Here is a 15,397-nt window from a genome sequence, read left to right as displayed (position 1 = left end):
GAGACGTGTGCGTACTGACTGATTGTCGCCGGAATCAAGCAGTTGCAATGCCTCGGAAGGAGCGTCCAAGAGTGAGAACCAGCTATTCAATTGGGTTGTACCTTCTGACTTGCGCGGGGGTGGGGTCTGCCTTGGGGCAAACAACCGCCGGCACCGCTTGCGCGAGCAGCAGCAAGCTTGCCTGCGTGATACCCAATCTGTACGGGTCGCAGGGGCTGGTGCTTCCGAACGCCTTCCATCAGGCGCACTTTGTGAGTTCGTTCCAGTCGAGCTTCACCCCTTTGGGCGGCGCGCTGGCCACGCAACTTACTTTGTTGCCGTTGGCCTCCCCAGCCTCCGGATTTACGTATACCTTCGACAGGACCGCAGGCGTCTACACTCGCTCAGCCCAGAGCCTGGGCCCCATTCTGACGGAACGCGCGGAGACACTCGGCCGGGGCAAGTTCTTTCTATCGTTCGCCTACCAGCGCTTCAATTTCAGCAGCGTCGATGGGGTTAGTCTCGACAGCCTGCCAGCCGTTTTCACCCACACGCATGCCGAGAACATAACGCCCGAGCCAGAATACGAGAATGACGTTATTACCACCGACAATGACATTAATTTCAAAGTCAACCAATTCACTCTTTTTGGCGCGGTAGGCCTGACTAACCGCATTGACCTCTCGGTAGCCATTCCACTGATGGATGTGTCGCTGGACGTGAAGTCGAACGCCACGATCCGCCGCATCGCCGGACCCAACGCCCAGTTCGGGGAAGCTCACTACTTTGACTCCGCTGATCCGACTGGCAGCATCAACAAGACCTTCACTGGCCGCGGATCCTCCACCGGCCTGGGCGACGTGACATTTCGATTGAAGGGCAATGTCTGGAAGAACGCAAAGGCCGGGGTCGCCGTGGCCGCGGACGTTCGCGCCCCCACCGGAGACGAAAAGAACTTTCTGGGGTCCGGCGCGGCTGGGTTCAAGCCGTTCGTCGCCGCCTCACTCCACACCGGCCGCTTCGCGCCTCACGTCAATATCGGCTATCAGTGGAACGGCGATTCCGTTCTCGCCGGAGACGTCACGAGCAATGTGAAGGCCCATCTTCCAAATCAGTTTTTCTACTCGGTCGGGACAGAATTCTCAGTTGCCAAGCCCCTGACAATTACTTTCGACTTCCTGGGACAGCGTGTCATCGATGCCACCGGAGTGGTCAGAACCACATTCACGACGGCTGTCTCCACCGCCCACCCGGAGAATAGCGCGAAGACATTCAACAACATCGCCCTGGCGAACCGCAGCTTCAATCTGAACAATGGTTCCCTGGGTTTTAAACTGAACCCGTTCGCCAGTTTCGTGCTGACCGCGAATCTGATCTTCAAGATGAACGATAGTGGCCTGCGTAGCACTGTGGTGCCGATGTTTGGCGGGTCGTACACCTTCTAAAGCTTCTCCGGCAACTGCGTCACTACCGGAACCGGGTTCTCGGGCAGTAGTTTCAGACGCTCCGCCGACGGAAGCTCCGCCGCTTGGCGCTCCATTGCGTACAGCGGAGGCCGCCCCCCCGCCACGGGTGATTCCTGGAAGGGACGAGAGCCACTTCCAATGGCTCCAATGCCTGCGCCTGAATCCCAATATTTACAGCAACTTGGGGAATCTGCTTCCTCGCTCCAGGTAACCCCATCGGAATCAACGGGTCGAGTTGCGGCGCAGTTTTGACACAGTGCGCTGTCGCCGGGGCTGCGTGACGCAACCTTAACGTAGAAAATCGGGATCCAGGCGTGTAACACGACTCGATGGGCTCTTCCCTGCTCCACGAGCGCCGGAACGGCCAGTGCGTATTGCAGGTGTCTGGTCACCCAAGCTACGAGTTGCCGTGGGGTCAGGACCGGCGGTTCCGGCCTGCCTCGCGACGCTCGCGATCCGGCAGACCTGCCCGGATCGGACCTAACGAGGAGATGGATTGGGCAGCGGACGGCCGAGGTGGATCGGATTGCCCCCGATGAGTTGTAGATTCAATTGTCAAAGAGCAGTACCGGAGGTAGCTCCGGCTTGGGCGCGAACGGGGCCAGGGGCCGTCAAAGGCTTCGTTTCGTCGACGCGCGTGTAGGTCTGGGCGTGTGGTGTCTAGATGCCGGAGACCTTGTAGTTTTGGTTCGGCTGTCCGGCCCCGCTGGGGTTGTTGGCTTCGTTTCGTGAAACGCGGATCGGCTGGAGATCGGCCAGCGGGTCCTGGTTATCGGGGTGGTTGGTATCGTTTCCGGTGGTGAGGTGCTCGAGGGCCCGGCGGGGGCGGCCGTAGCCTTCATAGAAGAAGAGTTCCTCGGTGTTTTTGGTCAGGCGGGTGACTTCGGCCAGGGGGACGTTCTCGCGGATGCCTTTGACGACATCGGGGTGCTGCTGGCCGAGGGCGGCGCGCTCGGTTTGGAGTTTGCTCAGCTCTTTGATGGCGCGGTAGAGGCCGCGTTCGAGGTCCCGGCGGTAGCGGGCGTAGCGCTCGAGTTCGCCGGCGTGGGTGTTGGTTTCGGCCAATGGGTCCGTTTCGGCAAGGATGAGGCACTCGAACGATTCGATGCGGCGGAGGTTCCAGGTATGGGTGAGGATGCGATGGAAGATCTCTTCCTCGATGCAATTCGCGGGACGGGTATCGAGGCGGAGGGCGGCTTCGAGGGCTTGGAATTGAGCACGGTCCTCGGGCGTGATGTTGAGGTTCTGGGCGGTGAAGCCGTGGCTGCGGGCGTTCTGGGCGGCGCGGGCCTTGCCGTCAATAGTGACGGGGCCGGTGGAACGTTTCGCATTGGCCTGGTTGGCGTTGATCTGAGCTGCGGTCGCCATAACTAAAATCTCCTTGTAAATGAGAAATGCCGGCGTAGGTGCCGGCGCGATTCCACTGTAGCTGGTGGGGTCAAGCGAAAATGGCTGTTTGGAGAGGCGGGTGTTGAATTGAAAGGAAATATAGATTTTCGGCGCCTGTGACTCAACAAAGCTTAATGTGGGAATTAGGGGAGAAGTGGGTGGAGCGCGTGGGTTCTGGTGGGTGGATGTGTGGGTGGGACCCGGTGGGAGACGTACCGGGCTAGTCGCTCCCTGGCGCGTGGTTTGAGGCGATTCCGATGACGGATTCTGATTTGGGGCGGCGGTGTGGAGCGCTGGGAATGCTTGGCTTGGACTTGGGGACAGTCGCACCCGTCCCGACGGGGTTTTGCTCCCACTCATTGCCTACTGTTGCGTATTTTTCGTGTGATTTGGCGCAGGTTTGGCAGTCTGGGCTGGCTGGCGTGGCCGTTTCGGGCATGGCATCTGGAGATGGCGCTGAACAGGATGAACGAGTCGAGCGAAATTGTCGTTCCTCTGGGTGAAGAGCCCCAATGGGAGGGCGGATTCGCGTCGATTGAGCTGGGACGGGTCAGGCTGTCGCCCTTTCCAGAATCGACTCCGAACCGGCGGCGCGTCTAGACGGTCAGCTTCGGACGCTTACCCCGATCCAGCAATTGGACGAATTGTTGCCGGGGAACTGGAAGCCCATTGAAGTCTAGTCGCCGCCGGCAGATGCCGGGCTGCTAGAGCATGGCTTCACTGGACGCATACGATGGTTCAGGCTGAAGGGCATCCTATCGGTCGGAGCGCGACTCAGTCGGTTGCCAACTGGTCCACTCTGAATTGCTATCACAACTCGGAGAATTCTTGCTGATGTTCACACCAGCGAAACCCACTTCGGGGCTCGCTACTGATGTGACACCCTCCTACCCATGTGTCAATGCCGTTTAGTTCAATCGCGTCCAGTTCTCCCCTAAGTACGGCGTCTCCGGCTTGTGTGGTGACTAGGGGGCGGGCCATCATTGACACTGTAGATGCGGGATCGAAAGCGCATCCATCCAAGGCGAGAAGCGGCGTGCGCTTGCTGAACTCCGCAAACACCCTGTCGAACAGATATGTGTCGCCCATCCCTGTTCCGCTCAATGCCTTCCCGACACACTCCGCCAAAGAGAACGACCGAGACGAGGCCGCCGATAGCACCTTTAAGAGAAGGTCATCGACGCCGCCTACCTTCGCAGGAAATAGAAGTGGGAACTTTTTACCCAATGACCTCAATCCCCCGAACGACTCCGGAACTGACCTGATCAATTCATGGAATGCTATAGGGGAGGGAGATCGGAAATGTTGCCAGAGCTTGCTCAGCAATAGTCTCACATCGGTAGACAGAACGGTTCGTCCCTGATACGCCTCTTCCGTTCTGCTGTGATCTCGATATGATGACACCTTCGTTACCACAGACACCGGGATGTCTGTGGTAACTAGTTCAACACATTGCAGCATCGACAATTGGCTGCCCGGGCCCTCCCCTAGCCAAATCACGATCTCCTCCGCAGCCTGAAGAACGTCGATAGAATCCTGAGAGTACCGCCAAAGTGGCGGTGTCGACCGGGCTCTCATTGCTTCCATCATTTGCGAGTTGGGCCGCGGTGTCCTACGAGACTCCACTCCGCGCCAGAATTCGCTTCGGCGGTGAGTCAGAGCGCGAAAACTGAGTCCTGAAGGCACCGGCCCGGAGCACAACTCGTCTGTCCACATTATTGTTCGTGCGGCCTCAGGGTCGAGAAATGTTAGCCGCAGAGGCCAAGTGAGAATATGCCAAGAACCGTGCATTTCCGCCTCCTCGAATTACTAGTACTCCTTCACCCAATCCTCCCAATAACGGCACCCACCGCTTCCGCAACTATCTGGCCAACGGCCTAGGCCTTCACACGTAATCATACATTCCCTACATCTACTATGTCCAAAACTCGTATTAAGAGTTGGGTCCGTCCAAGGCCACCCATAACCTTGACACAGTGCAAAGTGTGCGCTGCACGATAGTCCTTTTATCGTCGCTTTGGACATTGTGACAAGCACATTTGCAGCATCTGCATTCTGGCTGTAGTAATAGGACGCCGTAGCAGAGGTCGCGGCGACCAAGTAGAGCAATAAATTCGCTTGCGATGTTCTGGCTATCTTGCCGGTAGGATCGTCGTGATTGACAGGATCAGCAAGCGCATACACGTACCGATTCAGAGCTGTGCTCTGCACGCACAAGTGGCCAGTGCAATAATTCTTGTCGCAGCCACTCTCCCCGCATGGCTCAATCGGATCCCCGGTCAGGAAAATTCCGGCATTCGGCCGACTATATCGTGCCCGCAGGTACTGCAAGCGCAATTGAGCGTCGTAGGCTTCGCCACGATAGAGATATGTATTCGACGTGGACCCCGTTGAGGCGACCGTGCCCCCAAACCCATCGTACCGGGCATGATCAAACCGTAGCGGCCTTCGCGGCTGTGCCGCGGCAGGCGCTACGCTGGTGCTCACCGGGCCAGGGACGAGGTGGAATTGCCGACTCCCCAGCCACGGAAGCAGGGTTGAACACCTCGGGGTAGGCCGGGTTTGTTTATAGGCTTTGAGCCCGCCGTCGTATCTGGCCTCCCCTCCGGCCCACCCGGTTGAGCTTCGAGCTCGCATAGATAGTTGCCGTTCACCCTTCGCTCGCCGGTGACCCAGTTCATCGCCGGGCCACTCCTGCTCCCTGGCTGGTTTCACATTAGGAGTGTATATATTATGCCATTCGCCGCTTTCGATCTCCATAAAAGAGAAATTGAGGCCGCCACCTTCGACGACTCCGGCCGCCTCCTCCTCCGCCAACGCTTTCCCGGTACTCGCGAGGCCATCCTCGCCTTTGCCCGGCAACACCTTTCTCCTCTTCATAAAGTCGTGATGGAGGCCACCTTCAACACTTGGGCCGTGGTCGAACTCCTACAGCCCCTGGTCCATTCCGTAACCGTGAGCAACCCGTTGCTCACCCGCGCCATTGCCCAAGCCAAGGTGAAAACCGACAAGATCGACGTCGTGGTCCTTGGCCATCTGCTTCGCCTCGACTACCTGCCTACTGTCTGGGTCAGGTTGAAGGGCGTCTGGGAACGATCGATTCATCGGTGTCAGCATCATGCGCGCTTTCGGCAGTGGCCTCCTCACGACCGAGTGCATGCTGAAGTGACATCAGTCTCGATAGTGGCGTTCCACTGTCAAGGTTCGGGGCTGCCCCGTAAATGGCCAATGCCTGTTTCACCAGGGGACCGAATTCGGATGCCACCTTCTCAAGTGAGGTTTGCTCGTTCATCCGAGCCACTTCGACAAGCAGACTGAACGCCACCTTCAGATCCCCTGTACGCCTGCAAACTCGAAGTCCGGTTATGCAGCACTTGAGCGAGTCGGACAACCTGCCAAGTCTCCGAAGCAAGTGTGCCTGCAAACGCGCAACGCTGAGTCGCGCGTCAGTGCTTGCGGGAAGACTCCATGATTCCTTGCACTTCGCAAGCGCGTCCTCCAGTCGACCTGCGCTCAATGATAGATGCGCACACCAAACGACAATAAAGAATCGAATCCACCTTGCCGCAGGGCTATGCCGAACGGTGCGCCAGTGTTCATTGAGAGCCGCCACACCCCGATTGAAATTGTCAGCGCCGTGCATGTGCTTCGCAAAAATCTGGGTCACACGCCGGATCTCATACTCGATCAAGGCCTTTCGTTTGTTCTTGGTCAATGTTGTCATATGGTTTCTCCGGCGCTAAATTGGGCATCTGCCGTGTGGCCAGGGATCGTAGACCGTCGGGTCAAGGGCCTCCTCCAGGCATATGAGCAGACATAAGTCGCATCGAACTTTCGGATACGCAGGTCGTCGACGCTTGGGGTTGTGAGGTACCGGATACTTGTCAGTGCATCTGACGTAGTCTGCTTGGCACTGCAGCATCTTGCCAGCGGCATTGAGCCCCTGAGCGATCAGATTACCCAGCGCGTGGGTTTTCTGCTCATAGAAGGCCATTCCGAGAGGAATAACAGTGGCTGCCACGATCTTTGCCCACGATATTGTTGTTGAAAGACCGGTTGGATCGGTCTTGTTCACGGGATCCTGGTCAGCAAAGATGAAGAGGTGAACGGATGCTTGTTGAGCCATCGACACTTGACTGGGCGAGATTCCCAGTGCGAGCGCGGCTATTGCCTTCAGATCACTCTCCTCCCGTGAGCCGCTGCGCCTATTCATCCCACAGCATGAACGAGCCGAACAACAAGTGGCGCAGTTACTTGGACAGTCGGGCTCATATTTGTCCTGGGTTAGGAACCGTCCCGTCTGCGGTTCATACCATCTTGCTCTCAAGTAGTACAGCCCCAGTGCGGAATCCCACATCTCTCCGCGATACAAGAACAGATTTGGCGTCGTCGCCGTCAATCCGATCTCATTCCCAAACGCATCATACGTATACGTGTCCGCCACCGCACCCGCCGCGTTGCTCAACAGTCGCACGCTGAACCCGGAGTCATAGCCATAGTAATGCGTAGTCCAAGCCCCGCTGATTAGTTGCGTCTGGCTAATCCGCTGTGGCCCATGGGCATATCGCCGCACGACCGCCCCCGCCTGAACCTCCTCGGTCACCTGTGCATACCCGGTCAGCGTGAACTCATCCACGAGATACCGTGTCGTCACACCACCCCCGGTCCGCACGACCCGATTCCCGTCGCCATCGTAAGTCATCGTGACTGCGCCGCCATTGAAGCTCGTCAGCCGGTCTTCGAAGTCGTACCCGTAACTGTTTCCACCGCTCGCCAGCGTGTTGCCGTTGGCATCGTAAGCATCGCTCATCAACCGGTCGTTGTTGTCATTAGTGCTACCCGCTGTCGACAGTCTCGGAATCGTCGATGCGCGGTTCAGGCGGTTCCCCACCGGATCCAACGCGTACACCAACGAATCCATCCCGATAGTCTCCGACAACAACCGGTAGATGTTGTCGTAGCCGTAGTTAACCAACCGAGTACCGTTCTCGTTCACCGTCAGCTTCCGACCCGCGTCGCTGAAGGTCTGCGCGTAACTTGCCTGTGTCACGCCGCCCTTGGTCACGGCCAGATTCGTCGGCCGGTCGGCCGCGTCATAGGTGAACGCATGGACCACACCATTGGGATACGTGAACGACTGCAAGTTCCCAGCATCGTCATATGTGTAACTCGTAGAGTTGGTCAACCGGCTGTCCGTCACAGTCTGGAGCCGGTTCGCCGCGTCATACTCATACCCCACGCTCACACCATTCGTGTTCGACGAAATCACCGAGGCCACCAGGCTGTTTGGGTGCCAAGTGTAGGTCAGCGTTCCCTGTGGCGTTGCCTTCGTTAGTAATCGATCCCGATTGTCATACGTGTAGTTCGTCGTCCCGCTGGGGTCCACCATCGACTGCCGCTTGCCGGTCGCCGTATGGGTAAATGTGACCGGCGAGGCGGCAAAGCTCGCGTCCGGCGTCTTCGACAGCAGCCGGTTCAACGAGTCGTACCCGAACGTCGTCGTCTTCCCGTTGAAGTCTTTCCGCGTCGCCATGTTTCCTACGGCATCGTAGGTAAAGGTTTCAGACTGGCCCAGCGGCAGGGTCCGCTTCGTTCGCCGGTTCAGCTTGTCGTACTCGTAGGTCGTCGTGTGGCTGTTGGCGTCCGTCTGGCTGATCTTGTTGCCCGTCGCGTCGTAGCCGTAGGTGGTCACCTGGCTCAGCGCGTCGGTCACCTGCTTCAGCCGGCTCGCCTTGTCGTACGTCCAGGTGGTGGTGCGATTCTCCTGATCCGTGGTGGTCAGTCTTGCACCGAGACCATCGTAGGTGTGCGTGACGGTTTTCGTGTCGGGGTACGTCGTCGTGACAAGACGGCCGCGGCCATCGTAGTCATAAGTCGTCGTGTGGTTGTTCGCGTCGGTCCGCGTCTTCTTCCGGCCTGCTCCATCGTAGGTGAAGCTCGTCACCTTGCCGAGCGCGTTGGTCACCGAGAGCACCCGGCCCGCCGCGTCATAGGCGGACGTCGTCGTGTGATTCCGCTCGTCCGTCTCGGTCAGCTTCCGGCCGGCGTCGTCGTAGGTGTAGCTCACCGTTCCGGCGTCGGCCGTTCCAAAGGCATGGGTCACGCTGGTGAGCTGACCCGCCTTGTCGTAGACGTTCTTCGTGATCCGTCCACCCTGATCCCGCACCGTCAGCGGCTTGTCCCGGAAGTCGTAGGTGGTCTCTGTGTATGTCAGATCCGGATAGGTTGTCTTCGTCAGCCGGTTCTTGGCGTCGTATTCGAACGTCGTCCGCCGGCTGAGCGCATCCACCTCGGCCGTCTTGTTGCCGTTGGCATCGTACTCATAGGTTGTCGTTTTGCCGTCGGCATTCGTTATCGTCAGCACGTGGCCGAGGTCGTCGTAGGTGTAGGTGGTCGTGTTGCCGCGCGGGTCCGTCTCGCTGAGCTTCTGCCCGAACGAGTTGTAGGTGGACAACGTCGTGTGGCCTTCCGGATCCGTGTAGCTCGTCCGGTTGCCATAGGCGTCATATTGATACTGGCTCGTGTTTCCCCGAGCGTCCTTCATCGTCAGCGGCTGGCCGTGCGAGTTCCACGAGAACTGCGCCACCTGGCCGATCGAGTCGCTGATCGTGTTGATGTTGTAGGTTGCGTCGTACGTCACGCTCTGCGTGAAGCTCAGCGGATTCGTGACCGACGTCGGCCCCCCGTAGGCATTGAACACCGCACTGGACGTCTCGTTCAGTGCATTCTTGACCGAGGTCTTGAAACCATTGGCGTCGTACGTATTCGTTGTGGTCTGGTTGAGGGCGTTGGTCTCGGTTAGGAGATTGTTCTTCGTGTCGTAGGTAAAGGTGGTGATGCGATTGAGCCCGTCCTTGCGGCTCAAGACATTGCCGTTGGCGTCGCTGATCACCTCTTCCACGCCCGTGTCCGGGTTGGTGGTCGTGGTCTTGCGATTGGCAACATCGTAGGCGTACTGCGTTGTGTTGCCCGCCGCATCGGTCACCGACTGCAGGCGGCCCGCCGCGTCGTAGATCGTGGTCCCCGCCACATTGCCTCGCGGGTCGGTTTCGGTCTTCAGCAGATGGCCCGGATCGTACGTGTAGCCCGAGGGCGCCGTCAGCGATGGGTAGGTGACACTGGTCAACTCGCCCGTCGTGTTGTAGCCGTACAGATACTGCTTGCCCAAGGGATCAGTGATCTTCGTGATCCGCCCCTGCGCGTCGCGGACAAACGCCACCTTCAGGTTCCCGGCCGAAGACGTGATACCGTCCGCGGCGATTGTGTATTCCCGGCCCGCCGGATCCGTGTACTTCCAGCCCGTGGACTTGTAAGTGTCGTCGGCCAGGCCGCAGATCCATTGATTGCCGGTCCGCAGCAGTACGCCGCTGCAGGTGTCGCCGGTCGAAGTCAGGCTGCCATAGAAACCCGGTTCGCCCGTGTACTTCGGCGTGTACCAGGCGAAGATCGAGCCTTCCGGGGTGTGCACGGCTGGTGCGGGGGGCAAGAATGTTCGGGACGGGCGCACCCGTCCCAATGGGGGTTTCCCCTTCCTGATTGCAGACGCCCTTGTCCTCTTTGTGGGATATGGCGCAGAACTGGGCCTTCTCGGCAGACTGGGGCACCCGTTTGGGTTCGGTGGATGTTCGAACGGCGGCATCTTAGAGGAGAAGATGGCTGCATCGGCTCTGCTTCTGGGTGATTAGCCCCAATTGGATGCCAGGTTTTGGTGATTTGCGGTGGGACGGGTCAGGCTGGCCCTGTTCGGCCTGACGGCGCTCGCTCCTCCCGGCGATATCGAAACCAGGTCGGCGCAACTGGCTCTACCCGGAAGGCCGACTGGTACGCCCGCCAAACCTGCGGAGACTCCCACCAAGTACCTGGAGGTGTCGGCCGCGCGGGTCGGGGACGTTGCGTTTCTTGCGCTGGACTGTGAGGCGCTGGTCGAGGTCGGCAAGACGATCCGCCGCCAGTCCCCGTTTTCGCACACATTTATCCTTACCAACTGTAATGGAGGATCGGGCTATCTGCCGCCCGCGCATCTCTTCGAGGAGCGAGGATACGAGGTCGATCTCAGCGGCTTCGCTCCGCAGGCGGCCGAAATGGTGGTACAGAACGCGCTCAAGATGCTCTCGTCCCTGCGCCGTTGATCTCAAAGCGCGTCGTACATCACCCGCCCACCGACCACGGTCATGCGCGCTTCGGCATTGCCGATCGAATGGACGGATCCACGAGTAAAATCGCGATCGAACAGCACGAAATCTGCAAGTTTGCCGGGTTCGAGCGAGCCTTTCTCCCTTTCGGCGAACTCTGCGTACGCAGCATCCAGCGTGTAGGCGCGTAGCGCCTCGTCGATCGTCAGACGCGTCCCGTCCGGGGCAGCACGCTCAAGTGCCATCTGCAGCGAGGCGGCCGGTGCAATTATCTCGGTCGCGGGATACGTATCGGTCCCGAACGCGATCCTGACGCCGGCTTCCAGAATCGCGCGGCATGGGAAGAGATTCTTGGGTGCCGGCACCCCCAGAGCCGTACGCTGGTCGAAATGCGCCAGCAGTGGAGGCTGCATGCTTGCGACGGCGCCCACTTGCGCTAATACAGGGATCAGATCGGCGGGCATATCGTGCCCGTGCTCCAGCCGAAAGCGAGGATCCGTCAACTTCTGCTCACCCCTCACGCGCCCATACACCTGGAGCAGCTGCCGCATTTCCGATTCGCTCCCGAGGTGCGCCATCACCTGTAAACCCGCCTTGGATGCGCCGGAAACCCAGCGGTAATACTGATCCGCCTGAATCGCGCCGTATCCCTTCAGGCCGCCCCAGTGCATCCACGTGTCGCCCCGGCCTTGGGCGCCTACATAGTCCCGCAGCCGTTCCCATGCGGGTAGTGGAGGCGAAGCATAGATGCGGATCCGCAGCTTAGCTTCCTGGTGCAGCCGTCGCAGCACCAGGAAGTCGTACCAGCTGTTGTTGTGTTGCACCGACGTCACGCCCGTACGCAGCAGTCCCGTCATCACCTGCTCGATCGCGCGATCGTCGGCATCGCGGCTGCGCTCGATCAGCGTCGCCTCGATCCGCCACATCGGTCCGCCGCGGATCACGCCCGTCGCGTCTCCCTTGCCGTCCCGTTCGATCGCACCCGGCGGCTCGTCGGCCGTCTGCCGGTCGATCTTCGCGGCACGCAACGCCGCGCTGTTCGCAATCCCGGAGTTGCCCTCCCGCCCGACCAGCCACACCGGATGATCCGGCGCGAGCGAATCGAGCCATACGCGCGTAGGAAGCGGACCCGCCCAGACGGAATCTGTCCAATCCTCGCCCAGAATCCATGAGCCTTTCGGGAGTTTGGCCGCATAAGACGCGATCTTCTCCGCTACCTGCTGTCTGCCGTGCAGGAAGCGCAGGAAGATCGGCGGGAAGGGATGGGCGCGGTCGTAGCTCATCAGGTGAATGTGCGAATCATTCAAGCCGGGGGTGACGAGTGATCCCTTCCCATCGACGATTCGTGTCTTGGCGCCCACGAGAGCATGGATCTCCGCGTCGGACCCCACGGCCAGAATCCTCTCGCCGGATACCGCCAGCGCCGTCGCCCACGGGTGCTTCGCATCTCCGGTCCAAACCCGTGCGTGGACCACGGCCAGAGTCGCCGGCTGCGCTGCGCACCAGGCGCCCGCACTCAGGCACATCAAAACCCAATGGAGCCGCATAGTTACTTGACACGTTCGGGTGCCGAATAGTTCCGAACTGAATCCTTACCTTTGGAGATTCGGCTGAGTCCGACATCGAGCACAAGATGGACGCATTGCTCTGTAACCCGATCACCGTAAAGCGATTCCCCAAACTTCTGGACCGGCTGCATAACAAGCCGTTACGCCCGAGCAAGCTGCCGCAAGGCGAGAGGAACTCGTGGTTTTCCACGATTCTAGAAAATCCCGGAAATCGTCGTGGCGTGGACCGACTGCGCCATCCTGGGGCGCTTCAGAACTTTCCGTGCCCGGCTCTAACCCGCGGCATTCCTGAACTGCGGGTGTAAGCCAGGGCGGTTCAGCACTATGGTGGCGGTCAGCCAGCCTTAGCAGCCAGTTGCAACAGCGTCGGGAAAGCGAGGTCCGGGCGGCGATGACGTGTATCTTCTCGGCGCCGCCTCAGTATCTGGGACCATCCTGCTGAAGAAGAGTAGACCGCGCAAGCAACGCCGGAAGCTGGTCCCCCGCTTCTTGCGCGCCATCGTTGACTTGCGCCAGTCCGGATTGGCGCAACTCGTCACGCTCGGAGACACGCTCCACTCCTGGTCGGCCGAGATTGCGCGCATGTGGCGCTTCACTCGCTCCAACGGCATCACCGAGGGATTTCACAATAAAATGGAGACGATCAGCAGGCAGGCGTACGGGTTCCGCAACTTCGAAAACTACCGGCAACGCGTGCAGGTGCTATGTTCTTAGGAAGGTCTGGAATTGGGGTCTGCCCCCGTTGTTGGGGTAGAGCCATATCGGGCAACCGATATCCTTACCGCGACCCGGACAGAAGCTCCATGTTCTCACTGAGCTCAAGGTTCGCTGCAGGCACAACCGCCGAGTCCGACGTTCCGATACGGTCCGGCCCACCTTCGGAAAGAGCAGGATGTCACCGTATCAAAATCTACTCTCCGCCGCGTTCCTTAAGTCCGTGTAAGCTACTGATAAGAAATGGTAGGACCGGCAGGACTCGAACCTGCGACCCTCTGCTTAGAAGGCAGATGCTCTATCCAACTGAGCTACGGTCCCAAACTGCTCTCATAGGCGGATCTCTACCTGTCGCGAAGTTCGATCAGCCTGCTGTGATTTTACCACTGCACCTGGGTCCTACCTATTCGCGCTACCCTGGGCGGAACCTGCCTCAGGAGCCCACTCGCTCCGCCAGCAGCGCCACGATTTTGCCGGGATCGTTGGGCACCACAACCGGACTGTTCCCATACCCCGGCGCAATCATCTCGCCCGAGGGTGTCTTCAACTGGCCCGTGTGGTACTTGTAAATGTAATCCGGATCCTTCAGGACATTGCCGGTCAGAATCGCCACTACGTCCGCATCCGGCGCCATTACTCCAGCCGCGGTCAATTTCCTGATTCCGGCCAGCGTCGCGGCCGAGGCCGGCTCACAGCCGATGCCGCACCGGCCGACTATCGCCTTGGCGTCGGCGATCTCCTGCTCCGTCACGCTTTCCACCACGCCGTTGGAATCGTCGATCACCTGGATCGCCTTCGGCCAGGACACCGGATCGCCAATGCGGATCGCCGTCGCCAGCGTCTCCGGATCTGGGATCGGGTGGAACTCCGAACGGTTGAGGAAGTAGTCGTAGAACGGCGCCGAACCCGCGGCCTGGATCACCGCAAACCGGGGCAGCTTGTCGATGAAGCCCATGGCCAACAATTCCCGGAAGCCTTTGCCGAAGGCCGAAATGTTGCCCAGGTTCCCGCCCGGGACGACCACCCAGTCCGGCACCTGCCAGTCCCGCTGATCGAGCATCTCGACCATGATCGTCTTCTGGCCCTCGATCCGGAACGGGTTCACGCTGTTCAGCAGGTAAATGCCGGTCTCATCGGCCAGCACCCGCACCAGTGCAAGAATCTGGTCGAAGTTCGCTTCCACCTGCAGCGTCAGCGCGCCATACTCCAGCGCCTGGGCGAGTTTCCCGTAGCTGATATTGCCGTGCGGCAGGAAGATGATGGGCGTCATCCCGGCGCTGGAGGCATAGGCGGCCATCGACGCGGAAGTATTGCCGGTGGAGACGCACGCCACGCGCTGCATGCCCAGGCGCAGGCCCTGCGTGGCTCCGCAGGTCATGCCGTTATCCTTGAACGAGCCCGTGGGATTGAAGCCCTGGTGCTTGAAGACCAAGGCATCCAGGCCGCCGAATTGGGCCGCTGGGGGAGCCGGCAGCAGGGGCGTGTTCCCTTCCCGCAGCGTCACCACCTCGTGAACCGTGGTATCGACAAAGCCGAGCATCTCGCGGTAGCGCCAGACGCCGGACTGGTCGAGGGGCGCGTTGGACATGCGGCGTTCGCGCCACATCCGCTTAGTCGCGGCAGGATCCAGGGCCATCCCCGGATAAGTGGCTTCGATCAACGCTCCGCAGCGCGGGCACGTATAGAGAACCTCTTCCACGGCGAACTGGGCGCGGCAGTGAGGATTCAGACAGGAAAGAAGTGCGGGTTCCAACCCTCTAGTTTACTCGGGAGGATTCCTGGTTTCCTAACTTGTCCGGTAATCGGCTTCAGGCCAGGTAGAAAACCTGCTCCAACGGCCGCATCCGTTCATCGGCGTTGCGGCCCGTCGTGTCCTCAAAGAACTCGCGCATTTCGGCCTGCCAGCGGGCATTCACTTCCAACCCGGCCATGCCGTCCAGGGCCTTCTGGAAATCAGGCGTCTCGACATACCCGACCAGCAGTCCGTCGTCCCGCAGGAATAACGAGTAGTTGTGCCAGCCGGTGTCGCCCAGGGCCTGGAGCATCTCAGGCCAGACGGACTTGTGCCGCTCTTTGTATTCGGCCAGGCGGTCTTTCTTGACTTGAAGGAGGAAGCAGACGCGTTGCATCTCTGGCATCATATCCCTTG

General features: G+C 59.7%; 10 protein-coding genes and 1 tRNA gene. 4 read left to right on the top strand and 7 right to left on the bottom strand.

Features of this window, described 5'->3' with window-relative positions:
* The first annotated feature begins 185 nt into the window (after positions 1 to 185).
* Complete coding sequence (locus tag ACR9Y2_RS22920) at positions 186 to 1,424, top strand: transporter (RefSeq protein WP_435043986.1); 1,239 nt, start codon at positions 186 to 188, stop codon at positions 1,422 to 1,424.
* Between the two features lie 681 nt (positions 1,425 to 2,105).
* Here ACR9Y2_RS22920 and ACR9Y2_RS22915 read toward each other — a convergent pair.
* Complete coding sequence (locus tag ACR9Y2_RS22915; RefSeq protein WP_435043985.1) at positions 2,106 to 2,813, bottom strand: hypothetical protein; 708 nt, start codon at positions 2,811 to 2,813, stop codon at positions 2,106 to 2,108.
* Positions 2,814 to 4,643: 1,830 nt separating this feature from the next.
* Positions 4,644 to 5,471 carry an RHS repeat-associated core domain-containing protein gene (locus tag ACR9Y2_RS22910; RefSeq protein WP_435043984.1) on the bottom strand — a complete coding sequence of 276 codons (828 nt, stop codon included), beginning with the start codon at positions 5,469 to 5,471 and terminating at the stop codon, positions 4,644 to 4,646.
* A 96-nt stretch (positions 5,472 to 5,567) separates the two neighbouring features.
* Between ACR9Y2_RS22910 and ACR9Y2_RS22905 the strand changes: the two genes are divergently transcribed.
* The gene (locus ACR9Y2_RS22905) at positions 5,568 to 6,152 is read left to right on the top strand and encodes an IS110 family transposase (protein WP_435043983.1); all 585 of its coding nucleotides are present in this window, start codon (positions 5,568 to 5,570) and stop codon (positions 6,150 to 6,152) included.
* Between the two features lie 421 nt (positions 6,153 to 6,573).
* On the opposite strand, the gene ACR9Y2_RS22900 is transcribed toward ACR9Y2_RS22905, so the two are convergent.
* The gene (locus ACR9Y2_RS22900; RefSeq protein ID WP_435043982.1) at positions 6,574 to 10,320 is read right to left on the bottom strand and encodes an RHS repeat-associated core domain-containing protein; all 3,747 of its coding nucleotides are present in this window, start codon (positions 10,318 to 10,320) and stop codon (positions 6,574 to 6,576) included.
* 232 nt (positions 10,321 to 10,552) lie between these two features.
* Here ACR9Y2_RS22900 and ACR9Y2_RS22895 point away from each other — a divergent pair, with 232 nt between their 5' ends.
* Positions 10,553 to 10,963, top strand: coding sequence for a hypothetical protein (locus tag ACR9Y2_RS22895; RefSeq protein WP_435043981.1), 411 nt, complete (start codon positions 10,553 to 10,555; stop codon positions 10,961 to 10,963).
* A gap of 2 nt (positions 10,964 to 10,965) precedes the next feature.
* On the opposite strand, the gene ACR9Y2_RS22890 is transcribed toward ACR9Y2_RS22895, so the two are convergent.
* The gene (locus ACR9Y2_RS22890) at positions 10,966 to 12,327 is read right to left on the bottom strand and encodes an amidohydrolase (protein WP_435043980.1); all 1,362 of its coding nucleotides are present in this window, start codon (positions 12,325 to 12,327) and stop codon (positions 10,966 to 10,968) included.
* 603 nt (positions 12,328 to 12,930) lie between these two features.
* Here ACR9Y2_RS22890 and ACR9Y2_RS22885 point away from each other — a divergent pair.
* Positions 12,931 to 13,248: a transposase gene (locus ACR9Y2_RS22885; protein ID WP_435043979.1), complete on the top strand. Its 318-nt coding sequence runs from the start codon at positions 12,931 to 12,933 to the stop codon at positions 13,246 to 13,248.
* A 244-nt stretch (positions 13,249 to 13,492) separates the two neighbouring features.
* Here ACR9Y2_RS22885 and ACR9Y2_RS22880 read toward each other — a convergent pair.
* The 3 genes from ACR9Y2_RS22880 to ACR9Y2_RS22870 all read right to left on the bottom strand — a co-directional run bounded on the left by ACR9Y2_RS22880 (position 13,493) and on the right by ACR9Y2_RS22870 (position 15,377).
* Positions 13,493 to 13,569, bottom strand: a tRNA-Arg gene (locus ACR9Y2_RS22880).
* Between the two features lie 112 nt (positions 13,570 to 13,681).
* On the bottom strand, positions 13,682 to 15,001 hold the full coding sequence (gene thrC / locus ACR9Y2_RS22875; RefSeq protein ID WP_435043978.1) for a threonine synthase: 1,320 nt from the start codon (positions 14,999 to 15,001) through the stop codon (positions 13,682 to 13,684).
* Positions 15,002 to 15,056: 55 nt separating this feature from the next.
* On the bottom strand, positions 15,057 to 15,377 hold the full coding sequence (locus tag ACR9Y2_RS22870; protein WP_435043977.1) for an L-rhamnose mutarotase: 321 nt from the start codon (positions 15,375 to 15,377) through the stop codon (positions 15,057 to 15,059).
* Positions 15,378 to 15,397 lie beyond the last annotated feature (20 nt).

The sequence above is a fragment of the Paludibaculum fermentans genome (assembly GCF_051172195.1).
GTDB lineage: Bacteria > Acidobacteriota > Terriglobia > Bryobacterales > Bryobacteraceae > Paludibaculum > Paludibaculum fermentans_A.
This window is presented reverse-complemented; position numbering and strand designations above follow the sequence as displayed.

Bases quoted from the DNA above. Each gene is read 5' to 3' on its own strand.
- ACR9Y2_RS22915 (WP_435043985.1), bottom strand. From the start codon at position 2,813: ATGGCGACCGCAGCTCAGATCAACGCCAACCAGGCCAATGCGAAACGT.
- ACR9Y2_RS22910 (WP_435043984.1), bottom strand. From the start codon at position 5,471: ATGCGAGCTCGAAGCTCAACCGGGTGGGCCGGAGGGGAGGCCAGATAC.
- ACR9Y2_RS22905 (WP_435043983.1), top strand. From the start codon at position 5,568: ATGCCATTCGCCGCTTTCGATCTCCATAAAAGAGAAATTGAGGCCGCC.
- ACR9Y2_RS22870 (WP_435043977.1), bottom strand. From the start codon at position 15,377: ATGCAACGCGTCTGCTTCCTCCTTCAAGTCAAGAAAGACCGCCTGGCC.